Annotated in this window: 19 protein-coding genes and 1 other RNA gene; 11 read left to right on the top strand and 9 right to left on the bottom strand. The window is 38.7% G+C overall.

Annotated elements, in window-relative coordinates:
- Positions 1–534: 534 nt before the first annotated feature.
- The 5 genes from ACFIK6_RS05630 to ACFIK6_RS05610 form a co-directional block, all read right to left on the bottom strand.
- Positions 535–2061 carry a Do family serine endopeptidase gene (locus tag ACFIK6_RS05630; RefSeq protein ID WP_375642128.1) on the bottom strand — a complete coding sequence of 509 codons (1527 nt, stop codon included), beginning with the start codon at positions 2059–2061 and terminating at the stop codon, positions 535–537.
- Positions 2062–2212: 151 nt separating this feature from the next.
- A complete protein-coding gene (hflC, locus tag ACFIK6_RS05625; protein WP_375677457.1) occupies positions 2213–3151 on the bottom strand; it encodes a protease modulator HflC in 939 nt (312 codons plus the stop codon).
- A gap of 2 nt (positions 3152–3153) precedes the next feature.
- Positions 3154–4293: an FtsH protease activity modulator HflK gene (hflK, locus tag ACFIK6_RS05620; protein WP_375677456.1), complete on the bottom strand. Its 1140-nt coding sequence runs from the start codon at positions 4291–4293 to the stop codon at positions 3154–3156.
- A 119-nt stretch (positions 4294–4412) separates the two neighbouring features.
- Positions 4413–4922 carry a dihydrofolate reductase gene (locus ACFIK6_RS05615; protein WP_375677455.1) on the bottom strand — a complete coding sequence of 170 codons (510 nt, stop codon included), beginning with the start codon at positions 4920–4922 and terminating at the stop codon, positions 4413–4415.
- Entirely contained in the window at positions 4919–5713 is a 795-nt protein-coding gene (locus ACFIK6_RS05610; protein ID WP_273722957.1) for a thymidylate synthase, read from the bottom strand. The genes ACFIK6_RS05615 and ACFIK6_RS05610 overlap by 4 nt, the downstream gene beginning before the upstream one ends.
- Positions 5714–5933: 220 nt before the next feature.
- Here ACFIK6_RS05610 and ACFIK6_RS05605 point away from each other — a divergent pair, with 220 nt between their 5' ends.
- The 3 genes from ACFIK6_RS05605 (at position 5934) to ACFIK6_RS05595 (ending at position 11434) form a co-directional block, all read left to right on the top strand.
- Positions 5934–7241, top strand: a complete 1308-nt coding sequence (locus ACFIK6_RS05605; RefSeq protein WP_375642124.1) for an MFS family transporter — start codon at positions 5934–5936, stop codon at positions 7239–7241.
- 934 nt (positions 7242–8175) lie between these two features.
- Positions 8176–9486 (top strand): MFS family transporter, encoded by a 1311-nt coding sequence (locus ACFIK6_RS05600; RefSeq protein WP_375642123.1) that lies wholly within the window; start codon positions 8176–8178, stop codon positions 9484–9486.
- 640 nt (positions 9487–10126) lie between these two features.
- Positions 10127–11434, top strand: a complete 1308-nt coding sequence (locus ACFIK6_RS05595) for an MFS transporter (RefSeq protein WP_375677454.1) — start codon at positions 10127–10129, stop codon at positions 11432–11434.
- A gap of 68 nt (positions 11435–11502) precedes the next feature.
- On the opposite strand, the gene ACFIK6_RS05590 is transcribed toward ACFIK6_RS05595, so the two are convergent.
- Positions 11503–11808, bottom strand: coding sequence for a DUF2853 family protein (locus tag ACFIK6_RS05590; protein ID WP_375677453.1), 306 nt, complete (start codon positions 11806–11808; stop codon positions 11503–11505).
- Between the two features lie 96 nt (positions 11809–11904).
- Between ACFIK6_RS05590 and ssrA the strand changes: the two genes are divergently transcribed.
- The 5 genes from ssrA to ACFIK6_RS05565 all read left to right on the top strand — a co-directional run bounded on the left by ssrA (position 11905) and on the right by ACFIK6_RS05565 (position 15905).
- Positions 11905–12261: a transfer-messenger RNA gene (ssrA, locus tag ACFIK6_RS05585) on the top strand.
- Positions 12262–12444: 183 nt separating this feature from the next.
- On the top strand, positions 12445–12990 hold the full coding sequence (locus ACFIK6_RS05580; protein WP_375642120.1) for an SspB family protein: 546 nt from the start codon (positions 12445–12447) through the stop codon (positions 12988–12990).
- A gap of 9 nt (positions 12991–12999) precedes the next feature.
- Positions 13000–13182 (top strand): DUF4169 family protein, encoded by a 183-nt coding sequence (locus tag ACFIK6_RS05575; RefSeq protein WP_375642119.1) that lies wholly within the window; start codon positions 13000–13002, stop codon positions 13180–13182.
- A gap of 10 nt (positions 13183–13192) precedes the next feature.
- Positions 13193–13444 (top strand): ribbon-helix-helix domain-containing protein, encoded by a 252-nt coding sequence (locus ACFIK6_RS05570; RefSeq protein ID WP_273788067.1) that lies wholly within the window; start codon positions 13193–13195, stop codon positions 13442–13444.
- 121 nt (positions 13445–13565) lie between these two features.
- Entirely contained in the window at positions 13566–15905 is a 2340-nt protein-coding gene (locus ACFIK6_RS05565; protein WP_375642118.1) for an ATP-dependent helicase, read from the top strand.
- 56 nt (positions 15906–15961) lie between these two features.
- On the opposite strand, the gene ACFIK6_RS05560 is transcribed toward ACFIK6_RS05565, so the two are convergent.
- Positions 15962–16591, bottom strand: coding sequence for a DapH/DapD/GlmU-related protein (locus tag ACFIK6_RS05560; RefSeq protein ID WP_375642117.1), 630 nt, complete (start codon positions 16589–16591; stop codon positions 15962–15964).
- A gap of 136 nt (positions 16592–16727) precedes the next feature.
- Between ACFIK6_RS05560 and ACFIK6_RS05555 the strand changes: the two genes are divergently transcribed.
- Genes ACFIK6_RS05555 through ACFIK6_RS05545 form a run of 3 tightly spaced genes read left to right on the top strand, consistent with a single transcriptional unit; the run spans position 16728 to position 20055 of the window.
- Positions 16728–17309, top strand: a complete 582-nt coding sequence (locus ACFIK6_RS05555; protein WP_375642116.1) for an SCO family protein — start codon at positions 16728–16730, stop codon at positions 17307–17309.
- Between the two features lie 27 nt (positions 17310–17336).
- Positions 17337–18206: a 50S ribosomal protein L11 methyltransferase gene (locus ACFIK6_RS05550; protein WP_375642115.1), complete on the top strand. Its 870-nt coding sequence runs from the start codon at positions 17337–17339 to the stop codon at positions 18204–18206.
- Positions 18207–18228: 22 nt separating this feature from the next.
- Complete coding sequence (locus tag ACFIK6_RS05545) at positions 18229–20055, top strand: aminopeptidase P family protein (RefSeq protein ID WP_375677452.1); 1827 nt, start codon at positions 18229–18231, stop codon at positions 20053–20055.
- 605 nt (positions 20056–20660) lie between these two features.
- On the opposite strand, the gene ligA is transcribed toward ACFIK6_RS05545, so the two are convergent.
- Together ligA and recN are read right to left on the bottom strand one after the other, a co-directional pair.
- Positions 20661–22820, bottom strand: a complete 2160-nt coding sequence (ligA, locus tag ACFIK6_RS05540) for an NAD-dependent DNA ligase LigA (RefSeq protein WP_375677451.1) — start codon at positions 22818–22820, stop codon at positions 20661–20663.
- Between the two features lie 110 nt (positions 22821–22930).
- Positions 22931–24592, bottom strand: coding sequence for a DNA repair protein RecN (recN, locus tag ACFIK6_RS05535; protein ID WP_375677450.1), 1662 nt, complete (start codon positions 24590–24592; stop codon positions 22931–22933).
- Between the last annotated feature and the right edge of the window lie 2 nt (positions 24593–24594).

Raw genomic sequence — 24594 nt, 5'->3', positions numbered from 1 at the left:
CAAACAGCTTTATTTTTTCCTATAAAAACAGCATATTATTCTGATTTATAATAGGAGATTCAGAAATTGTCTTTTTCACACTTTTTTTATAACTATTTTTTCATCCATCACCAAGAAAAGTATAAATATATATAACTAATTTAGTCTAATATGATTTTTCTCTGGATCACTTTTTTCAAACTGAAGTGAAAAAACCTTCTCTATAGCACACAAAACACAATCACAAAGTGCTAAAAGTCTCACTAGATAAAACATTATTTATAATAATAATTGACTTAAACACAAAACATAGATCTCTCATACAGCATTTCAAAGCCTAAGCTGTTGCAAGGTTGAAATCTAGCAAATCTATGATGGTACCAACTTGTACTTTTATTTAACGCAAAAATAGAGCTGCCCAATGGATTTTATGTTATACAGTCCATGCTCTCTGTCGTTAAATGAGCTTGAGAAATATGGGACACCACATGGCTGAGCTACAGAATATCCCATATACTAAGGCTGATAAAAAACAAAAAATTAATTTCTTAAGCATCAATCCATTAGGAGCGTTACGAACCGCAACTCTCCATCTGGACGCGCTACAATAAATAGAGCATTTTTGCGTCCAGCTTCACGTAATTTATGAATACGTTTTTTAGCCTCATCAATTGTTGTGATAGCACTCTGATTGATATCAACAATCACTTCACCAACTCGAATACGCTTTTTATCCGCTGCGCTATTTTGTGCAACAGATGTCACCACTAGTCCTCGAAGTTTATCTGAAATTGAATAACGATGACGCAAATCCTCTGTCAGTTCAGATAACGTCATTCCCATAAATTGCATTGTCACGTTTTTCGACAGATCTTGACTTTTTTTATCATCAACTTCTTCTTCTGTATCTTCATTTGGATCTGTTTCAATCAAACGTCCAAGCTTAACTTTTACTGTTTTTTCTTGCCCATTACGTAAAACAGTAACATCCACCACTTTTCCTTCTGAACTTTCTGCAACTAAACGCGGCAAATCACGTGCATGCTTAATTTTGGAATTTCCAAAGTAAAGAATGACATCTCCAGTTTGCAACTGGCTATTATCTACATTATTTTCTTCCGTCTGTTCTATTTTACCAGCCACCAATGCCCCTACAGCATTGTCCAATTTTAAACTTTTTGCAATATCCTTTGTTACCGGCTGAATACGAATAGCCAACCAACCACGTCTTATTTCTCCAAAATCACGCAATTGATTAATAACAGAAAGGGCCATATCCGATGGAATAGCAAATCCAATACCGATAGATCCTCCAGAAGGTGAAACAATTGCTGTATTAATGCCAATGACTTCACCATTTCTATCAAATAACGGACCACCAGAATTGCCCCGATTAATTGCTGCATCTGTTTGAATAAAATTATCATAGGGACCAGCATTAAGATCACGGTTACGTGCAGAAATAATACCAACCGTCACACTTCCACCAAAACCATAAGGGTTTCCAATAGCCATAACCCAGTCACCAATGCGTGCTTTTTCAGAATCACCAAAACGCACAGCTTTTAATTTTTTACTTCCTGCATCGACTTGAAGCAACGCCAAATCAGTTTTGCTATCCTTTCCAAGAAGCTTTGCCTTTAGTTTTGTACCATCCGTAAAATTAACTTCAATATCATCAGCATCAACAATAACATGATAATTTGTAACAATAATCCCTTTTTGCGCATCAATCACAAAACCAGACCCTAAAGAACGCACCTTTTGAAATTGACTATCTTTTTGACCATCTTTGGGTGTAAAAAAATCACTAAAATATTCCTCCAGCAATGAATCTTTTGGGATAACGGGTACCGAGGTATTTTCATCCTGTTCGGTTCCTTCAACAGTCTGTGCCGTGGAAATATTCACAACTGTTTCCAAAAGCTCAGAAGCTAAATCAGGAATAGAAAGCAATTCCTTGCTTGTCTCTGCGCCCCAAGACAAACTCACTGATCCTGATAGAAACAAAGTCACACAAAAAACAACTCTTGTGATAAAAAACTTTAAAAACGTATTTTTACTCACGACACTTCTATCCATGACATGCCTTTAACCAAAGCGGCAAAGAGCCCCACTAAATTTATCTATGTAAAACCAGCACGGCTCGATACTCTCTACGACTTTTATCATAAAAGAAAATGGTCACAGATCATTCTTTTCATGCAAAATCTCGTATCTGCAATCCATTATTTTATCTATTCTCTCCCGATTTTGAATCCGTTTTACTGAGGCCTGTATTCATTGTCGGTAAGAATGCTTTATTTGCCTGCGGCGGATTACGAAAATAGAAAAAGAAATCCTCATTTGGTGAAATCACCATCGGAGTACGCTCTAAATTCTTGTATTGTTCCATCGCCAACCAAAAATCGTAAAAAGATGGATTAGCCTCCCTCGCATTCAATAAAAGACGAATACTTTCAGCCTGACCTTCACCACGAGTAATTTCAGCATCACGCTTTGCAGCTGCTACGATTTCTTCATATTCACGATTAGCTTCTGCCACAATACGATCTCGCTCCTGCTGACCACGAGCACGAATATTTTCCGCAGCAGCTTCACGTTCAGCTGCCATTTGCCGATAAACATCTTCTGAAACAGCATCCGTCAAATCGGTTTTACGAATACGCACATCAACAATGTTAATACCCAACGAACCTGCATCTACAGAAAACTGCTTCTGTACTTCAGCCATCATCGCGCCTCGTTCATCCGATAAGGCTGCTTTAAATTCTCGCTTGCCATAAACAGCACGCAAAGCGTCAATAAACCGCGGTGCAAGATTTTCACGTGCCGCAATTTGTGGACGCCCAGAAGCAATGCGCTGTAAAAACAACTTAGGATCTGTAATACGGTAAATAAAGAACGCATCCACCTCATAATACGCACCACCACGAACCTGTACAGATTGTGTAGGAACATCGTAACGCAACAACCGATTATCAACAATGATGATCTTATCTATAAAAGGTGCCTTGAAATAGATTCCAGGATTAGATTCTACCTGAACAATTTGTCCAAAACGCTTAATTGCTACTTGTTGACGAGGATAGACGATAAAAACGGACATCCACAAAATCATCAAAACAAACACTATAGCACTAAAAACAAACAAAAAACGAGATTGCTGCATAATTAATATCCTCCAGAAATGCTAGAATCCGAAAGCGATGCAGGACGCGCTGATGTTGCCTTCAATTTTTCTGATGAATTGCTACGCAACAATTCGTTCAAAGGTAAATAAGGCACCGCTGGAGAATTTGCCTGATCAAAAACCAACTTATTTGGTGAAGAAAGAATACGCCCCATCGTTTCCATATAGAGACGGTAGCGAGCAGCTTCTGGTGAAATAGCAGCCTCACGAGCTATCGCCTGAAAACGCTCCGCACGCCCTGTTGCCTCTTCGACCATTTGTGCCTTTTCACCTTTTGCGATTTCTCGTGTGCGTGAAGCTTCACCATTTGCTAAACCAATTTTCGTAAAACGCACACGATTTCCCTCTTCAATCATTCTTCCACGTTCCTGCTCCGCCTGCTGAACAGAATTAAACGCAGCAGCAACCTTTGTTGGAGGAGCAGCTTCACTGATAGACACACGGCTTATTTCAACACCAAGTTGATATTTATCTACAGTCAACTGAATAATCTTTCTAACGTCATTAGCAACTTCTTCTTTCTTGTCACGTAAGACATCATCAACCGGCCGCGAACCAATGACTTCACGCATTGCACTCTCAGCAACTTGGCGAACTGTTCCTTCTTGATCATTCACATTGAATAAAAACTGACTAGGGTGTGAAATACGATAGTAAACGGAAAAATTAACATTAACAATGTTCTGATCACTTGAAAGCATTAAGCCATCACTTTGTTGCGCCTGACCGGGCTTCCCACCAATCGCGATTGTTTTTTCCGTTAAAGGTACTTTCATATAGGTCTCAATTGGCCAAAAATGAAAATGCAACCCATCACCAATAATGCCTTCTTTAGGGATGCCAAAGCGCAACTCCACCGCTTGTTCATTTTGCTGAACAATATAAAATGACTGATATAGCCAAAAAAACGCAATAAGCAGAAGGAATAAAACAGAAAGACTACTTCTCCCAAATTGTTTAAACTGATCCTGCCCTTTGCGCAAAATATCATCAAGATTGGGACTATTATCACCACCATTATTGCCACCAGAACCAAAGAGATTCTTAGCTGGTTTCTTTTTGTCACCACTGTTTTTATTGCCACTCCATGGGCCACCACCATTTTGATTTGTCCAGGGCATTATCACCTCTTTAACTGATTACCACTACTCGAACACCAACCATTTGCTTGATCTTATAGGGTGTCTCTTACCTCATTACAATACAACTGATAACCCCTTCCACTTCATATTACAAAAAATTATTTCCGCTCATAAACAACAAAACGTGTAGGATGACTATCTTTATCCCCTTCTGGAATATCTTGTGTTTGCACAATAGTCCACTTTTCTTTATCAAAAACAGGAAAAAAACTATCACCTTCTATAGAAGCTAAAACTTCTGTAAGAAATATTTTATCAGCCATATGCAACCCTTGTTGAAAAATTTCACCACCACCAATAATAAAAATTTCCTCTACATCATTTTGAGAAGCAACGCTTGTTGCAAGAGAACAAGCTTGCGATAAAGAGTGAGCAACAACAGCCCCCCCAGCACAAAAGGTGCAATCACGCGTAATGACGATATTTGTACGCCCTGGTAAAGGTCGCCCAATAGAATCCCAAGTTTTTCTTCCCATAATAATGGGCTTACCCAACGTCAAAGCTTTAAAGCGTTGCAAATCTGTCAATAAATGCCAAGGCATTGCACCTCCACGACCGATAACACCATTTTCTGCAACAGCAGCAATTAAACAAATGGAAATCGTCATATTGCTACCGGTGCTTTAATATGGGGCTGTGCTTCATAATTAAGCAACTCAAAATCCTCAAATTGAAAAGAAAAAAGATCTGTTACCGCTGGATTTATGCGCATACAAGGCAAAGCATTTGGTATACGAGACAATTGATATTTTGCCTGTTCAAAATGATTAGAATAAAGATGAGCATCTCCCAGAGTATGAATAAAATCGCCTACTTTAAGACCGCTTACTTGCGCAATCATCATCGTTAGCAATGCGTAGGATGCAATATTGAATGGAACACCTAAGAAAATATCCGCTGAACGCTGATACAGTTGACAAGATAATTTACCCTCCGCAATGTAAAATTGAAAAAGACAATGACACGGAGGCAAAGCCATTTCCTCTATTAATGCAGGATTCCAAGCTGATACAATCAAGCGACGAGAATCTGGCGTTTCCTTAATCATCGTTAAAAGATTGTTAATTTGATCAATATGGCGTCCATCAGGAGCAGGCCAAGAACGCCACTGATAACCATAAACAGGACCAAGATTTCCCTTTTCATCAGCCCATTCGTCCCAAATCGATACACCATGCTCTTTCAACCATGCGATATTTGTATCGCCTTTAAGAAACCACAAAAGCTCATAAATAATTGAACGTAAGTGTAGTTTCTTTGTTGTCAACAATGGAAATCCTGCTTGTAAATCAAAGCGCATCTGATACCCAAAGATAGATCGCGTTCCAACACCCGTTCGATCTGTCCGATCAATACCCTGATTTAAAACATGAGATAAAAGAGCAAGATATGATTTCATAGGGCTATTATGTCCGATTCTTCTCATTATAGAAAATAGAAAATAAAAACTGTAAAATCCGTACAAACATAATTCAAATCTTTTTCCGAAAGCATCTTACACAAGAAATTATCATGATCTGACTAAAATTTTGATGCAAAAGATAAAATACTATAGACAGCTTCTAAGAAAATGACATAAATGAACAAAGATGGATGAACATAAAATAAAGGGATCGACTATGGAAAAACAAGAATCTTTAGCACCGCATGATACAAGAAAACGTATCTGGGCTATTGTGTCCAGTGCATCAGGTAATCTAGTAGAATGGTATGACTTTTATGTTTATTCCTTTACGTCCATTTACTTTGCATCACAATTCTTTCCCTCAGATGGCGATGTCGTTGCGCAACTTTTAAAGGCTGCTGGTGTCTTTGCTATTGGTTTTCTTATGCGCCCAATCGGAGGATGGCTCTTTGGATACATTGCTGATCGTTATGGCCGCAAACGCTCAATGCTTATCTCTGTTTTTATGATGTGTGGTGGTTCGTTCTTAATCGCCCTACTTCCTACCTATGAAACCATTGGAGTAACAGCAGCAGTTCTTTTACTTTTACTCCGAATGCTTCAGGGACTTTCTGTCGGTGGCGAATATGGTACAACAGCAACTTATATGAGCGAAATCGCCCTCAAAAACCGCCGTGGATTTTTTAGCTCTTTTCAATATACCACACTGATTGGTGGTCAACTCCTAGCCAGCCTCGTTATATTCATTCTGGCACTTTATCTCAACGAAGATCAACTAAAAGCGTGGGGCTGGCGTATTCCTTTTGCCATTGGTGGATGTGGCGCAATAGTTGCAATTTATCTCCGCCGTACACTCCATGAGACAACGACCAAAGAAAGTCGTTCTAGTGCACAAGCTGGTAGTATTAGGGGACTTCTGGGCAACCACCGAAAAGCTTTTTTTCTAGTTATCGGCTTTACCGCTGGAGGATCACTCACATTCTACACCTATACGACTTACATGCAGAAATATCTGATCACAACCACCGGCTTTGATAAACATACAGCCACAACTGTGATGACTGCCGCACTCTTTGTTTTCATGTTACTCCAACCCCTCTTTGGTTCTCTCGCAGATAAAATTGGAACAAGAACTTCACTTCTTATTTGGAGTGTCTTATCTATTATCTTTACCATTCCTGGACTTAATGTGATTGGTAATACTGATAGTACATGGATTGCTTTATCAGTCATTATTGGAATGCTATGCATTATGAGCTTTTACACATCCATCTCAGGCATTGTAAAATCGGAAATGTTTCCCGCTTCAGTGCGAGCAATAGGTGTTGGACTCTCTTATGCTATTGCCAATGCACTCTTTGGTGGTTCTGCCGAAGCTGTAGCGCTTGGATTAAAAGATATTGGATATGAATCTATCTTCTATTTTTATATAACCGGCATGATGATCATTGCCTTCATCGCAATTCTCTTAATGCCAGATGCTCGCAAAAAGGGGTATTTACAAGGAGACGATATTCATTAACTTTTAGTGTTAATAAAAAAGGATTTAATAAAAAAGCCCAGTACTCTGGGCTTTTTTATATTCTTTTCGATAGAAGTTTAAAGCTCACAATTTTTTATCCCTTTAAACACTCTAAAGAAGAAATTTTCTCCCCTGCATATGCCGCTTATAAAAATAAATGGCTTCATATTATGATGTAATAAATATTTCTTTTGCTGAATTTAATTCACTGAAGATAAAAAATGTTTGATTTATTTTAATATTCCCATTTCCACTCAAAGTCGAAGAAACGTGATTATCTTTTAAGAAATTTTATCAATAATAAAGATTACACTCATGATTTTGTTTAATACGTTCTTAATAGTACCCCTCATGCAAAACAAATCCTTTCATGAAAAATAGAAATACCATTATATTATGGATTAGCACACTTTTTTGAGAAACATTTCTCAATGCACCCAACTCCATTTCACAACGGTACCCGTGAATGACATAACGTAAAAGCCCCGTAAAGTATAAACATGCATACCACCCTCTTTACACTTAATAAAAGTGCAAGCCGCTATCATTATACTATTGACGAACTCTTAATATTGCACTCCCCCCCTTGACATTTAAGATGGTTCATAAAAAGTATTTTAACTGATACACCAACTTCGCATATAATAGTCAATAACATCAAGCATATAAACTAAAGAGTATCATATCTTCATAAACACTCTGCATATGTAAATAATTCACAATCAAACAAAAAACAATATTTCCTTCAAGATGGTCAAAAGCGTATGATTTACGCAATATAACAACACCATGAGCCCAAAACAGTACTGATAGCTCTCGAAAAAAACTTTATGTTTCCCTAAAAAATTATCATAATACAATGGCGCTTTTATAATGCACATCGTAAATAGCTTTAAAAAGAAGAAAAGTTATAAATCTAAAAGGGGAATACTTCATGAATAATAAAACAACTTTGGACCCACATGATACAAGGAAACGTATTTTTGCTATCATATCCAGCGCATCAGGAAATCTGGTAGAATGGTACGACTTTTATGCTTACTCCTTTGCATCGGTTTATTTTGCATCACAATTTTTTCCTGAAGACGAAGATATCGTCACACAACTGTTAAAAACAGCAGGAATATTTTTTATTGGCTTTCTTATGCGTCCAATTGGAGCATGGCTCTTTGGATACATTGCTGATCGTTATGGACGCAAACGCTCAATGCTTATTTCTGTTTTTATGATGTGTGGTGGCTCTTTTCTCATTGCCATACTTCCCACTTATAAAACCTTGGGAATAACAGCAGCATTTCTTCTCCTTTTAGTCCGTATGTTTCAAGGACTTTCCGTTGGCGGTGAATATGGTACAGCAGCAACTTATATGAGCGAAGTTGCACCCCAAAATCGTCGCGGGCTCTTTGCTTCTTTTCAGTATGCAACAACAATCTCAGGTCAACTTCTCGCAAGTTTTATAATATTTATTTTAGCTCTTTACCTTACTGAAGATCAGTTAAAAACGTGGGGATGGCGTATTCCTTTTGTCATTGGTGGCTTTGGAGCAATCGTTGCAATTTATCTGCGTAGTTTGCTCCATGAAACAACAACCCACAAAAGCCGCTCTGAACAACATGCTGGTAGTCTTCGAGAACTTTTTCGCAATCATAAAAAAGCTTTCTTTTTGGTTGTTGGCTTTACAGCTGGTGGATCACTCACATTTTATACATACACCACTTATATGCAAAAATATCTGATCACAACCACGGGCTTTGATAAACAAACCGCAACAACGATAATGACTGCCGCCCTCTTTATTTTTGTGCTCCTCCAACCCCTTTTTGGTTCCCTAGCCGATAAAATTGGAGCAAGAGCTTCACTCATTAGTTGGGGGGTATTATCCATTATCTGCACCATTCCTGTACTTAAAATGATTGGGAGTGCCCATAATGCATGGACAGCACTCTTAATCATCATTGGAATACTCTGTGTTATGAGTTTTTATACGTCCATTGCTGGTATCATAAAAGCAGAATTGTTCCCTGCTTCAATCCGAGCAATTGGCGTTGGATTTGCTTTTGCCATTGGCAACGCACTCTTTGGCGGTTCTGCTGAATATGTAGCGCTTGGATTAAAAAATATAGGATACGAATCTGTTTTCTTTTTTTACATAGTTGGTATGATGGTCATTGCACTCATCTCTATTCTTCTTATGCCCGATATAGATAAAGGAGGATATCTCGATAAGGACGATAGACTTCATTAAACTTATTTTCTGAATAAAAAAGCCCAAGAAATTGGGTTTTTTTTTGATCTCCTCTCCACCCTAATAAAGAACGAAAGTCCGCCCCGCACTCGTCTTACAAACAACTCAATTTCTCTTAAATTGTCTATAGTTACTGCCTTCTTTATGTAATCTACTGGATCAGATTCTATAGGCAAGCCCTACCCTAAATATTTATCACGATATCTAAAAACACCTTATCTGAGCCTTACCTCACCCTCCTAAATGATGATGTGTTATGATACAACAAGATAAGTAAGGACACAAAAATCCCCTTTTACATTATTTAAGCTTTATGAAATGTCTTCAGTTTTTTGACTTTCCGCTCATAAAGACCATCTCTTCTATGATCTTCCGATATTATTCCAATAATTCCATTCTTCTCATAAAGTTTAAAGGCATCTTGATCTACTTTTCAATGTTCTCTTCCTTTAAATAGAAGGTGATAACTTTTTATTCTATAACACAAGTAAAAATCTTAAAACGAATGACAACATAACTCTAAGAAATCATCTTAAAGAATTTCCCTAAGAAATTATTATAATACAATTGGATTTTTCTGGAAATCATAAACAATTATGTTTAGAAAATATGGACTATAAATCCAAAAGGGGAACAATTCATGAAAAATGAAACAACTTCAGCATCACAGGATGCAAGAAAACGTGTTTTTGCTATTATAGCAAGCGCATCAGGAAATCTCGTAGAATGGTATGATTTTTACGTTTACTCATTTGCATCAATTTATTTTGCATCACAATTCTTTCCCTCCGATGGTGACACAATTACTCCACTGTTAAAAACCGCGGGTGTTTTTTTTATTGGCTTTCTTATGCGCCCTATTGGAGCTTGGTTTTTAGGATTTATCGCCGATCGTTATGGACGTAAACGCTCGATGCTTATATCCATTTTTATGATGTGTGGTGGCTCTTTTTTCATCGCCATACTTCCCACCTATGAAACCTTAGGAATAACCTCAGCAATCCTTTTACTTTTAGCTCGGATGATGCAAGGACTTTCAGCGGGGGGTGAATATGGTACAGCAGCCACTTATATGAGCGAAGTTGCCCTCAAAAAACATCGTGGGCTTTTTGCTTCTTTCCAATCTGCCACCCTTATTACAGGTCAACTTCTTGCCAGCTTCATTATATTTATTCTAGCATCTTATCTCTCTGAAGATCAGTTAAAAGCATGGGGATGGCGCATTCCTTTTGTAATTGGTGGATTTGGGGCAGTAATTGCGATTTATCTGCGTCGTTCTCTCCACGAAACAACCACGAAAGAAAGCCGCTCTCACAAACACTCTGGCAGTCTTAAGGAACTTCTCACCAAGCATACAAAAGCCGTTGTCGTAATTGCATGCTTTGCATCAGGAGGATCACTCACATTTTACACCTTTACGACTTATATGCAAAAATATCTGATCACAACCACCGGCTTTGATAAACAGACCGCAACAACGATTATGACGGCTGTACTATTTATTTTCATCCTATTCCAACCCATAGCGGGTATCATAGCCGATAAAATTGGAACAAAAACTTTACTTATCATTTGGAGTATACTCTCTGCCATCTTTACATTTCCTGGACTCTGGATAATCGGTAATACGCATAGTATATGGGTTGCCTTATCCGTCATTATTGGCTTGCTGTTCATTATGAGCATGTATACATCCATCTCTGGTGTCGTAAAATCAGCAATGTTTCCCTCTTCAATACGCGCATTAGGCGTTAGCATCTCTCATGCCATTGGTAACGCCTTATTTGGTGGTTCTGCTGAATACGTTGCACTTGGATTAAAAAAGTACGGTCATGAATCACTCTTTTATTTTTATATAACCGTTGTGATGATCATGGCATTCATTGCTCTTCTCTTTGTCCCGAGTATGCGTAAAGGGGGATACCTCCAAGAGGATGAAAAACATTAAACCTTTTTATCAACGAAAAAGCCCAAGAAATTGGGCTTTTTTTATCATTATCACAAATTTAATATTGTTTAAATTTTATGAAGTGCATTTAATTGTTTGGCTACCAAATAATAGAAAGTCATACGACTTTTTCTGCGATCTCCAGACATCATCTCAGCCACTTTTGAAACAGCCATTTTTGCACTCTTCTCATCAGCTTCTAAAACATCTTGAACCCATTTTTCAACACGTTCTAACTCTTTTGGATCCGACGTGGCAACAAGCGCCGCATCCTGCTTTTTCATCACCAAAGCTAAACGACGGCTAAGTCGTTCTACTGCTGCTTCATCGGGATTTGAATCATATAGTTTAATATCTGCTAAATTATTTGTCATTTTGCATCATCTCCTCTCCAAAAATGAGCGGACTATACTTTACAGCCGCATCATATAACTCCATAAATAATTAGAGGATTAAAAATATTAACAACCCCCCTTTTCTAAAGACCGTTCTTCATCTATATTTAGAAGGCTGGTTTACCAGATATGGTAATAAATGGACGGTGAAATAAACCTATTGGACCCGGGGGCGGTACCCGGCGCCTCCACCAAAATATAAGAAACCAACATTATATTTTGGTGGGGGCGAAATAGGATCGACAAGGGTGTAAAGATCGCTCTTTTACTCGGCATTGTACCACCGTTATCGGGCTAAATGAGTAGTTGCAAATGACAACTATGCGGAAGCACGTCTCGCTGCTTGATGCAGTGTGAATGTTTCAAACTAAGTCTTAAACCGTCGCAGGTTTAAGCGGGGTTCGGAGGCACCTGGCAACAGAAGCCTTCACTTTTTTTAAATGTTATTGATTGATCTTTCAGACATTATCAGACATTATTTACCATAGATTTTCGTATTTATTCGATTTATGGAGGTGCATCGTAGACAAAACACTGTTAATTTTAAATATGTTTTCTATCACACAATATCAATACACCCCATTCTGCTACGTGAAATAAAAGGAATAAACTTCGATGGTTAAAGATCAAATCCGTTACGATATTCTCGTTCAGGATGCGCTTCGTGGAGTTATCCGTAAAGTTTTATCGGAAGTTAGCAAAGCAGGTCTTCCGGGAAATCATCATTTTTTTATAACTTTTTTGACGAATGCCCCAGACGTTAAAATTTCTTCTCGGTTAAAAAATCGCTATCCCGAGCAAATGACAATCGTCTTACAACATCAGTTTAGAGATCTCAGTGTTTCAGAAACAGCTTTCGAAGTAACCCTCTCCTTCAGGGAAATAACCGAAAAGCTCGTGATTCCTTTTACTTCTATTCAGGTCTTTTATGATCCTGTAGCAGCATTTGAAGCAGCATTTGATCTACCCTCAAATCTTACCTCTGGAGAAAGTGAAAATTCAGAAAATACTTCAACCACGCCCATTAACTTATCAAACACACAAAAAAAAGAAAATACGCTTACAAAAGAACAAAACCTCAGTACAAATAAAGAATCTTCAAATAACGATGCCAAACAAAGTGCTGATGTTGTCTCTTTAGATTCCTTTCGAAAAAAATAAGTTTTTCTCATGACTGAATTGATTAACCTTCGCCAATTTCGAAAACAAAAAAAACGTACAGAAAAATCTCTTTGTGCTGAGCTAAATCGTTATCGTTTTGGACGAACAAAAACTGAAAAAAATTTTGAGCAACAAAAGTCTTTAAAAACGCAAAAATTTCTTGATCAAAATCGTTTACAAAATGATGAATAAAGGTAGAAAAATGCACGAAAATAATTCTATCGATTGGTCAAAAGTCATTCCACGAAAGATATCTGTTCGCGTTGATGGACACGCAACAAGCGTCTCTTTAGAACCACCATTTTTAGATATTCTAAAAGATATAGCCCGCAAAAAAGGACAATCTTTAGCCTTTATTATCACTGATATTGATAGCAAAAGACCACAACAAGTCAATCTTTCGGCTTCATTACGCGTTTATGCCCTTCAAAGTGTTCTCACTCAACGCCTTTAATGTTTGTGCTTATTTTTTTACGTTCTCTTTCTGTTTATTCAACTGAAGCTGTTGTGACTTTTTTAAGAGAAGTTTTTTTGATCTAGAACTTCAATGAAAAAAAGACTACAAAAGAGATATAATGAGTAATTTTTTTGATCACAACATACCTTTCTTTGAAGAAGATTCCCCTCCAGACCATGATAAGAAGAGCTCTGGTTCTTTCTCCCATACTCTACAAGAACAAAAATCATATAACACAGACTATTTAGAACAACTCAATCCAGAACAGCAACAAGCTGTTATGAATACTGAGGGGCCTCTTTTAGTTCTTGCAGGCGCTGGTACAGGAAAAACGCGCGTTTTAACAACCCGTATTTCTCACATTTTACGCTCTGGACTTGCCTCTCCTCAGCAAATACTTGCTGTCACTTTCACCAACAAAGCAGCACGTGAAATGAAAATGCGTATTGGTGAACTTATTGGAGGAGTTGTTGAAGGTATGCCTTGGCTTGGAACTTTTCATTCCACTGGTGCTAAAATTTTACGACGTCACGCAGAACTTGTTGATTTAAAAAGAAACTTTACAATTCTCGATAGCGATGATGTTCTTCGACTTTTAAAACAGCTTATTCAAGCTGAAGGATTAGATGATAAGCGTTGGCCCGCACGAAACCTAGCCATGATGATTGATTCTTGGAAAAATCAAGGACTTTCACCAACACATATCTCAAAAAGTGATGCTCATTCCTTTGGTAACGGCATGGGACGCGAACTTTATCACAGTTATCAAAATCGATTAAAAGATCTTAATGCTTGTGATTTTGGTGACCTTCTACTTCATTCTATCTCTATCTTCCAACATAATCCAGATATTCTTCGCGAATATCATTCTCAATTTCGTTATATTCTTGTCGATGAATATCAAGATACAAATACAGCACAATATCTTTGGCTTCGCCTTTTGGCCCAACATCCTCAAGGTCAACATGTTAATCTTTGTTGTGTTGGCGATGATGATCAATCCATTTATGGATGGCGTGGTGCAAAAGTCGAAAACATATTACGTTTTGAAAAAGATTTTCCTTCTGCTAAAATTATTCGTCTAGAACGCAATTATCGCTCAACATCCCATATTCTTAAAACCGCCTCCCATCTCATTGCTCATAATGAAGAAAGACTGGGAAAAGTTCTTTTTTCTGCTCAAATAAAGAGTGAGGAAGAAAAGGTAAAAATTCATTCAGCATGGGATTCGGCAGAAGAAGCACGAGCGATCGGAGAAGAAATCGAACGCGCACAACAAACCGGTCATGCATTAAATCATATGGCTATATTGGTACGTGCATCATTCCAAATGCGTGAATTTGAAGATCGCTTTGTAACGCTTGGTCTTAACTACCGCGTCATTGGAGGTCCTCGTTTTTATGAGCGAATGGAAATACGTGATGCTATGGCTTATTTACGCGTTGTTGTCCAACCTGCTGATGATTTAGCTTTTGAGCGTGTTATTAATACACCAAAACGCGGCATAGGAGATGCAACCCTGCGCATTCTTTATGAGAGTGCGCGTGCACGTGCTGTTCCTCTCTTTTCTGCTGCCGCTAACATCATTGAAACAGATGAATTAAAGCCTAAGGCACGCAGTGCGTTACGAAGCCTTATTGAAAAATTCCGCCGCTGGCAAAATATGCTTCAAGACACTCCTCATAGAGAACTTGCCGAGATCATCCTTGATGATTCTGGTTACACAACCATGTGGTTAGAAGATCGCTCACCAGAGGCTCCTACACGACTAGAAAATCTTAAAGAAATGATCCGTTCCATGGAACAATTTGAAAATCTTCAAAGTTTTTTGGAACACGTTGCACTGGTTATGGACGCTGAAAACAATGAAAATACCGATGCAGTCAACATCATGACACTTCATTCAGCCAAAGGCCTTGAATTTGAAACAGTTTTTCTTCCAGGTTGGGAAGAAGGACTTTTTCCCCACCAGCGCTCATTAGATGAAGGTGGACGTTCGGGATTAGAAGAAGAACGGCGTCTTGCTTATGTTGGACTCACAAGAGCAAAAAAACACCTGCATATATGGTTTGTATCTAATCGTAGAATTCATGGACTTTGGCAATCTACTCTTCCCTCCCGTTTCCTAGATGAATTACCAGCAGAACATATAGAAGTTGCAGAAACGGAAACATCTTATGGCGGTTATGGAAAATCTTCTTTTCAATATCATGATTTCTTTTATAATGACTATACAACACCAAGACAAAAGCGTGCACAAAAAAACAAGACGATTGAAGGGAAAATTATCGCTCAATCAATCTCTCATGAATCATCAAATTTTTCTATCAATGATCGGATTTTTCACATAAAATTTGGTTATGGTCATATTACAGCAATAGACGATCATAAATTGACAATAATGTTTGAAAAAGCCGGAGAAAAGCGTGTGCTGGATAATTTTGTAAACAAAGCTTAACTAAAAGCAAACCACGATCCGTTTTTTCAAGAGACCATTTTGTTTTATTTTGACTATCATTTCCATTTGCGAATAAAGACTTCAATTGGTAAATTTTGCATATCAGGCAATGCGTCGTAAATTTTATCAAGTGGCCAATCCCACCAAGCCATCTCCAAAAGGCATTCTATGACATGATTGGGAAAACGCATCCGCAAGCGTTTAGCAGGAACACCAGCGACAACCGCATAAGGCATAACATCTTTCGTTAGAACAGCGTTAGCACCAATAATTGCTCCATGTCCAACTGTCACCCCAGGCATAATAACCGCACCATATCCAATCCACACATCATGCCCAATAATAACGCGTTTTGCACAACGCCTTTCACGAAAAGAACGATCAAGTGCCATATAACGAAAATATTCGTTTGGACGATAGGTTATTTTATGCGTTGAAACACGCTCCATGGGATGCTCCAACGCATTCATCCGTACATGAGATGCAATAGAACAAAAACGCCCAATATCGCTATAAATAGCCTCACTATTACGTTCTAAATAAGAAAAATCTCCAACGGTTACATCCCGTAAAATCACCCGCTCATTAATTTCCACATAGCGCCCTAATTTACAACCATGCAGCCGTGCTGTCGTATGGATACGAGGCTCACTTTCATGAAACCGAAGATCATTCTCAATATTCATGCATCTTTCACCAATGTTTCATCAATAGATATAGAAAGACATACCAATCAAGCCAATAAAATCAACCATGAAACAGAGATTGCAAAACAAATCTGCCAATGTTAGAATTTCTTGATCTATCTAAGAGAGTCAAACTATGAAAAATGTAATACGCATCTTGGGGCTGACAATCATATTCCTTACAGGTATTTTTATTTATGATGCGCTGACAAATAAGCCTTTAGGTGATAATTTTACACTTACTGATTCTAATGGAAAAAATATTACTGAGGCTGATATTCGAAGCAAACCTTCAATAATTTTTTTCGGCTTTACTATGTGTCCTGAAATTTGCCCTACGACATTGATGAATCTTGATCGGTGGCTTACAGCCCTTGGATCCAATACCGATAAATTAGGTATATGGTTTGTGACTGTTGACCCCGAACGTGATACACCAGAAGTACTCCATGAATATCTCAGTAATTTTAACAATAAAATCATTGGTATCAGTGGGGATCCTGATAAAGTTCACAAAATGGTCAATTCCTTTAACATCGTTGCTGAAAAAGTCCCTGGAACAGATGGAAACTATACATATAACCATACAGCCGCAATTTTTTTACTTAAAAAAGGTGGAAAATTAGCTGGCGTTATCCGTTATGACAAGAAAGAAAACGATAGCGAATTAAAAGATGAAATCGCCATTGAACGGTTAAAAAAACTCATCTTAAACTAAAAAAAGCCGATCAAAAGAAAGAACAGCATGTCGCAACAAATTCGCCTCTATTATACTGCTTCTAAAAATGAAGCAGAACGGTTCTATACCCTTATAGAAACAGCCTTTGACGAAGAAGGTTATCCTCTTGCTCTTACAGAAATAGATGAACAAAATGCTGTATATGAACTTTCACTCTATGTAGACCAAGAAAACTACGAGCATATTTCGAAACGTTTTGCTCAAATCCTTTCTATAGATTTTGATAAAATTAATATGGAAGTTTTACCCAACATTGATTGGGTACAAAAAAGCCTAGAAGGACTAAAACCTGTGCAAGCCGGTCCTTTTTTCCTTCATGGAAGTCATAATAGAAGCGATATTCCAGCCAATGTTCTTCCTATTGAAATTGAAGCTAATCAAGCTTTTGGCACCGGACATCATGGAACAACAGCCGGTTGTTTAGAAATGATTGCAAAAGTCATGAAACACGAAAATCCAAAAAATGCCCTTGATCTTGGTACTGGGAGCGGTGTACTAGCCATTGGCATCGCAATGCTCCAACCAATTACTGTGCTTGCATCCGATATTGACCCAATTGCTGTTCAAGTTGCACAACACAATATCGAATTCAATGGTGTCAAGGAATATGTTACAGCTGTCACAGCAACAGGTTTTGCCCATGATGCAATTGCTTCACGTGCTCCCTTTGATCTCATTGTTGCCAATATCCTTGCTAATCCGCTTATTGAACTTGCGCAAGAAGTGGTAAAAGCACTTCAAAAAGGGGGATCACTTATACTCTCTGGAATTCTTGAAGAACAACATGCCCATGTTTTGGAGACTTATGTAAAACAAGGGCTAAAACATATCGAAACATACCACCGGCAAGGATGGGTTACGATACATCTGAAATAAAATAAAAGAAAAGGACGTCGTTATGTATCAATCTTTTGAGGCGACAACAAATCCTGCTTATGCTCTAGAGCGCATTGCCTCTCTTCGTAAAGAACTAGATCGTCTTGGACTCGATGGTTTTCTTATTCCGCGGTGCGATGAACACCAAGGAGAGTATGTCCCTCCTCATGCTCAACGCCTTAGCTGGCTAACCGGCTTTACTGGATCAGCTGGGATTGCACTGATTTTAAAAAATAAAGCCATCATATTTACAGACGGGCGATATAAGCTCCAAGTTCGCCAACAAACTGATCCTGATATTTTTGATTATGAAGATCTCATAACTTGCCCTCCCTCACAATGGCTTGAAAAAAATGGTCAAAAACTTTCTATTGGTTTTGATCCATGGCTCCATACGATTGCCGCTACAGCAACGTTGAAAAAATCTTTAGAGATAAAAGCCGGTGGAAAACTTGTAGCAGTTCAACATAATCCCATTGATCAGCTCTGGCATGATCAGCCACCATTTCCACAATCTGCCTTATCAATTCACCCTCTCAAATATGCTGGGTGCGATACAGATGAAAAACTCGCTTTGATTTACAAAGATATACAGAAAACTCATGCAAATGCCTTTATTTTTACAGACCCCTCCTCCATTGCATGGGTATTCAATATACGGGGCAGTGATGTTTCCAATACACCTTTTTCCCTTTGTTTTGCTCTCATTCCACTTAACGAAACACCAGCCTTATTCATTAGCAGCAAAAAACTTGGTGTAGAACAGAAACAATATCTGAAACGTTATGCAAAATTATATGAACCAGAACAGCTTATTCCAAAGATCAAAGAGTATGTTCAAAAAGGAACAGTGTTTGCCTTAGATCCACAGCTAACATGCGAAAAATTACGAACTGTTATTGAAGAAAACAATAGCTCTTTCATCACACTTACCGATCCTGCTGCTCTACCACGTGCCATTAAAAATGACACAGAACTCAATGGCGCACGCAAAGCACATCTACGCGATGGTGTTGCCTTAACCCGTTTTTTTTCTTGGTTAGATAAACAAATACTAGGGTCAATAAGTGAAATTTCTGCTGCTCAAAAATTAGAAGAATTTCGCATAAACACAGCAAAAGAAATGGGAGAAGAACTTAAAGATCTTTCTTTTGATACAATTTCAGCAGCAGGTGCAAATGGTGCCATTATTCATTATCGTGTAACGACACAAACAAATAAACACCTCAATGCTGGTGAACTTTATCTTGTTGATTCAGGTGGACAATATCGTGATGGCACCACAGATGTGACACGTACAATAGCAATTGGAAATATTGGAGAGGAAGAAAAGCGCTGTTTTACTCTTGTTCTCAAAGGCATGATTGCTCTTTCAACCGCACAATTTCCAAAAGGAACCCGTGGACAAGACATTGATAGTCTAGCACGCATCGCCTTATGGAAAGCTGGTTTTGATTATGCTCATGGTACCGGTCATGGTGTTGGGTCTTATCTTTCTGTTCATGAAGGGCCACAAAATATTTCTCGCAAAGGATGCCAAGAACTCATCTCCGGTATGATTCTTTCAAACGAACCAGGATATTATCGCGAAGGTGCTTTTGGTATCCGTCTTGAAAATTTGATAATGGTAAAGCCAGCACAAAAAATTGATGGCGGAGATATAGAAATGCTTTCGTTTGAAACGCTTACACTTTGCCCTATTGATCAAAAACTCATTCTTCCAGAGCTTTTGACACAAGAAGAACGACAATGGCTCAATGATTACCATGCGCGCGTTTATCAGATGAATGCACCTTACTTAAATGAAGAAGATAAAAAATGGGCAAAAGAGGCAACAATGCCCCTTTAAATGAAGAAACACAAATATCTTCCAACGCTTCTTACAAAAACACCACACCCTTCTCTTTTAAAGAGAGAAATGTGTATTTACCATCAACAAACACAAAAAATGCTTCTATAAAATACTTCAAGTTTTTTACCGATACAACAAAAGCTCTTCCCAAACTGAAACAGGACGGGATACACTTGTAAAAGATAACGCTTATCAACTATCCTCCACTCCATCTTCACATGAGTTATAACCTTATTCTACTATATAGAAATTTTCATTATATTTTATAATCCTCCGCGTCATATTTCTAAAGCACCTATTATAACCAGCTTATTACGCCGTATAGATTCAAAAATTTTGCATATTTATTTATAATTTTTACCTTGCTTCACAGTGACAACGTATATCTTTTACTAATAATAATCTTGTATATTCTTCATCATAATAGTTTAAGTTTAATATTTAATTTTAACGTTTTTTCAATAACTTAATAAATATCAAAGTATATGGCGCTCTATTTTTGCAAAAAACAGCCTCTATTATCCCCTTTTTGATTCCAGCCCCAAAAAGATATAAGAGAGATAATCATACAAACAGTATACGCATCTCCTAGAAAACGCACTCTAAACATTATGTTCCTCAATCAACTGTAGCCAAGCCTCTTCATCAATAACCTCAACACCTAATTCTTCAGCTTTAGCCAATTTGGAACCCGCTCCAGGTCCTGCAACAAGAAGATCTGTTTTTTTAGAAAGTGAACCAGATGTTTTGGCCCCTAATCGCTCTGCCAATGCTTTTGCTTCATCGCGTGACATATGCGCTAAAGTTCCTGTAAAAACAATTGTCTTCTCCGCTATTGGAGAAGAAGCTGTCAAGATAGGCTCCTCATCAAGAGGGGTTACTTCTTCAAGTAAAACAGACAAAACCTCACGATTATGCGCTTCTTGATAAAAATCAACAATTGCGCTCCCTACCTGTGGTCCAATTCCTTCGATATTGGTAAGCTCCATCCAAGCTTCATTGCCTTTTTCATTTTCCTTATCACATGGCATAAGTGCTTCCATAGCCGCGGTCTCAAAAGCCGTATAATTTTTATAAGTACGCGCAAGACGGCGTGCATTCACCTCTCCAACATGACGAATCCCCAATGCAAACAAAAAACGGCTCAAAGGAATTTTGCGACGTGCATTAATGGCATCATACAATTTGCGCACTGAAACAGTACCAAAACCTTCTATATTTTCTAAACGTATCAAAGATTTTTCTTGGCGACGTTCTAAAGTAAAAATATCAGCTGGTGTATGAATACAAAGCGCTTCATCTTGAGCATAGAAAAAAAACTCTACCTGTTTTTTACCCAAGCCCTCAATATCAAAAGCATTGCGTGAAACAAAATGACGAATACGCTCAATCGCCTGTGCAGGACAAATAAGCCCCCCTGTACAGCGACGCACGGCTTCTCCCACTTCACGAACAGCATGACTCCCACAAGCTGGACACAAATGAGGAAAAATAAAAACAGCAGCATCTTTCGGACGTTTTTCAATAATAACATCAATAACTTGAGGGATCACATCACCAGCACGTTGTACAATCACGCTATCGCCTACACGGATATCACGTCCTTCACGAATAGGCTCTCCTTTATGACCAATTCCCTTAATATAATCCTCATTATGCAAACTAGCATTGGTCACCACCACTCCACCAACAGTAATAGGCGTAAGACGTGCAACAGGTGTCAAAGCTCCCGTGCGACCAACTTGAATGTCAATATTTTCCAAAAGCGCTATCGCTTTTTCTGCTGGAAATTTATGGGCTATCGCCCAACGCGGCGAACGAGAAACAAACCCCAAGCGCTTTTGGAGCATCAAATCATTAACCTTATAAACAATGCCATCAATATCATAGCTTAAAGAATGACGGCATTCTTCGATATCGTGATAATACGAAATAATTTCTTTTACTGTCTTAAAGACTTTTGTTAATGGATTGATAACAAAGCCATATTCTTTTAGCTTTTTCATCATCTCCATTTGACTTTCTGCCAATATTTCACTCACCTCACCACAAGCATAAGCAAAAAATTGAAGTTTTCTGCTAGCGGTTATCCGTGAATCAAGCTGACGGAGTGAACCAGCCGCCGCATTTCGGGGATTGGCAAAGGTTAACTTGCCCTTTTCTTGTTGGCTGATATTAAGTGCTTGGAAATCCTCCCGCCCCATATAAACTTCACCACGCACCTCAATGATATCAGGAAAATCACCTTGCAAAACTTGTGGAATATCAGCAATTGTTCGGGCATTTGCCGTCACATTTTCACCGACAGTTCCATCCCCACGCGTTGCGGCCCCCACAAGCCGCCCCTTTTCGTAACGCAAAGACAAAGATAAACCATCAATTTTTGGCTCCGCTGTTATTTCCAACACTTGTGTTTCTGGAAGCCGTAAAAAACGACGAATACGCTCAACAAATTCAGTAACATCTTCAGAGCTAAATGCATTATCAAGTGAAAGCATTGGCTGTGCATGAACAGATTTTTCAAACTTTTCAGAAATTGGTGCCCCAATTTTATGTGAAGGCGAATCAACACGAATAAGCTCTGGAAAAAGAGCTTCAATTTCTGCATTACGGCGGCGCAAAGCATCATATTCTGCATCAGAAATTTCAGGCTGATCATCACGATTATAAAGCACATCATGACGTGCAATCTCTTTTGCCAACCACTCTAATTCACTTTCTGCTTCAACAGCTGTGAGATTTTTATCTGCATCTTTGTTCATAAAATCTATTCCAAATTACAAGCACTGCCCTAAGGATCTCCACGTCTCCTCATAAAGTGAATCTCAATAAATACAAGCTTTCCAGTATTTTTATCGTTGACGAATTACCTTTATGCTAAAAGCTTTTGAGCCGCTGCACGCGCTTCTTCAGTAATCTGTTCTCCTGCCAACATACGAGCAATTTCTTCTGCACGCTCATGCTCTTCCATTTTATGAATCGCAGTAACAAAGCGTCCTTTATCATGACTTTCAATTTTTGAAATAAGAAAATGTCCACGCGCTTTCGATGCAACCTGTGGAGCATGCGTAATAGCGAAAACCTGAACATGTTCTGATAAGCGTTTCAACCGTTGCCCAATAGCCGCTGCAACAGCACCCCCAACGCCTGTATCAATTTCATCAAAGATCAGCGTCGGTGCTGATCCTCGATCAGACAAAACAACTTTTAATGCCAACAAAAAACGAGACAATTCACCGCCAGAAGCCACACTAAGCATTGGTCCAGCACGTGTTCCAGGATTTGTTCGCACCCAATATTCAATACGATCACATCCCTCTGCACTCCGCTTTTCTATATCACTTTGCATTTCAACAATAAATTCAGCCCTCTCTAATTTCAGTGCTGGTAACTCAGTCATCACGCTTTCAGACAAGTTCTTTGCCACCTCTTGACGTTTTATTGACAACGCTTGCGCTAATGTATCATACTCTTTTTGTGCTTGTCTTGCTTCATCTTCAAAACGTGTCAATACAGTCTGAGCCTCTTCAAAAGCAGCGAGTTCAGCATCCATTTTATCACGTAACTGTACCAATTCATCCGCAGAAACTTGATATTTACGAGCAAAACCCCGAAGAGAAAAAAGACGCTCTTCTATCCTTTCCAATTCATCAGGTTCAAAATCTAATGCTCGTATTGCCGTCTCAATACCTTCTTGTGCTGTTGCAAGTGCATGCAATGCCTCATCAATAGATTTCACCACTGGTGCAATAAGCTCTTGTGCCTCAGGAATTTTTCGCTCCAAACGCCTCACCAAATTAGAAAGCACGGGGATTGGTGATTTTTGACCCGTTAAAAGATTATCCGCTTCTTTAATATCCGTCGCTATTTTTTCTAATTTAAGCATATCGGCACGGCGCAGAGAAAGAGCATCCTCTTCACCAACTTTAAAATCAAGCTTTTCAAGCTCTTCTACACACGCACGAAGATAATCAACCTCACGTACGGCGCTCTCTACTTTAAGACGCTGTCGTTGCAAACGTTCCTCAAATTCACGCCATGTGTGATAACACTGACGCAAATTTTCCACTTCATCGTCAAGACCACCAAAGGCATCTAATAATTGGCGATGTGTAGCAACATCAACAAGCGCACGATCATCATGTTGTCCATGGATTTCAACCAGCAAACGGCCAACACTCCGCATCAATGCAACACTAGACACCTGATCATTAATAAAAACACGGCTACGTCCATCACTTGATTGCACACGCCGTAAAATAATATCACCCTCATCATCAAGACCATTCTCACGAATAAGTTGACGTGCAGGATGTGAAACAGACACATCAAAAACAGCTGTGACCTGCCCACGGTCCGCACCATGACGCACAAGCGAAGCATCACCCCGCCCCCCTAGAGCAAGTGATAAAGCATCCAAGAGAATAGACTTCCCCGCACCTGTTTCTCCAGTTAAAACAGTCAACCCCGCCGTAAAATGAATATCGAGCGTTTCGATCAAAACAATATTATGAATCGAAAGCTGTACTAGCATAG

This window comes from Bartonella sp. AS69XJJH, from assembly GCF_042195585.1.
Taxonomy (GTDB): domain Bacteria; phylum Pseudomonadota; class Alphaproteobacteria; order Rhizobiales; family Rhizobiaceae; genus Bartonella.
Note: the sequence above shows the minus strand (reverse complement) of the source record. Positions and strands in the feature narration are given on the sequence as shown.

Excerpts from the sequence above, each read along its gene's own strand:
- ACFIK6_RS05545 (WP_375677452.1), top strand. The coding sequence starts at position 18,229 with ATGTATCAATCTTTTGAGGCGACAACAAATCCTGCTTATGCTCTAGAG.
- ACFIK6_RS05605 (WP_375642124.1), top strand. The coding sequence starts at position 5,934 with ATGGAAAAACAAGAATCTTTAGCACCGCATGATACAAGAAAACGTATC.
- ACFIK6_RS05570 (WP_273788067.1), top strand. The coding sequence starts at position 13,193 with ATGCACGAAAATAATTCTATCGATTGGTCAAAAGTCATTCCACGAAAG.
- ACFIK6_RS05555 (WP_375642116.1), top strand. The coding sequence starts at position 16,728 with ATGAAAAATGTAATACGCATCTTGGGGCTGACAATCATATTCCTTACA.
- recN (WP_375677450.1), bottom strand. The coding sequence starts at position 24,592 with ATGCTAGTACAGCTTTCGATTCATAATATTGTTTTGATCGAAACGCTC.
- ACFIK6_RS05550 (WP_375642115.1), top strand. The coding sequence starts at position 17,337 with ATGTCGCAACAAATTCGCCTCTATTATACTGCTTCTAAAAATGAAGCA.
- ACFIK6_RS05595 (WP_375677454.1), top strand. The coding sequence starts at position 10,127 with ATGAAAAATGAAACAACTTCAGCATCACAGGATGCAAGAAAACGTGTT.
- hflC (WP_375677457.1), bottom strand. The coding sequence starts at position 3,151 with ATGCAGCAATCTCGTTTTTTGTTTGTTTTTAGTGCTATAGTGTTTGTT.
- ACFIK6_RS05590 (WP_375677453.1), bottom strand. The coding sequence starts at position 11,808 with ATGACAAATAATTTAGCAGATATTAAACTATATGATTCAAATCCCGAT.
- hflK (WP_375677456.1), bottom strand. The coding sequence starts at position 4,293 with ATGCCCTGGACAAATCAAAATGGTGGTGGCCCATGGAGTGGCAATAAA.
- ligA (WP_375677451.1), bottom strand. The coding sequence starts at position 22,820 with ATGAACAAAGATGCAGATAAAAATCTCACAGCTGTTGAAGCAGAAAGT.
- ACFIK6_RS05610 (WP_273722957.1), bottom strand. The coding sequence starts at position 5,713 with ATGAAATCATATCTTGCTCTTTTATCTCATGTTTTAAATCAGGGTATT.
- ACFIK6_RS05600 (WP_375642123.1), top strand. The coding sequence starts at position 8,176 with ATGAATAATAAAACAACTTTGGACCCACATGATACAAGGAAACGTATT.
- ACFIK6_RS05580 (WP_375642120.1), top strand. The coding sequence starts at position 12,445 with ATGGTTAAAGATCAAATCCGTTACGATATTCTCGTTCAGGATGCGCTT.
- ACFIK6_RS05630 (WP_375642128.1), bottom strand. The coding sequence starts at position 2,061 with ATGGATAGAAGTGTCGTGAGTAAAAATACGTTTTTAAAGTTTTTTATC.
- ACFIK6_RS05560 (WP_375642117.1), bottom strand. The coding sequence starts at position 16,591 with ATGAATATTGAGAATGATCTTCGGTTTCATGAAAGTGAGCCTCGTATC.
- ACFIK6_RS05575 (WP_375642119.1), top strand. The coding sequence starts at position 13,000 with ATGACTGAATTGATTAACCTTCGCCAATTTCGAAAACAAAAAAAACGT.
- ACFIK6_RS05615 (WP_375677455.1), bottom strand. The coding sequence starts at position 4,922 with ATGACGATTTCCATTTGTTTAATTGCTGCTGTTGCAGAAAATGGTGTT.
- ACFIK6_RS05565 (WP_375642118.1), top strand. The coding sequence starts at position 13,566 with ATGAGTAATTTTTTTGATCACAACATACCTTTCTTTGAAGAAGATTCC.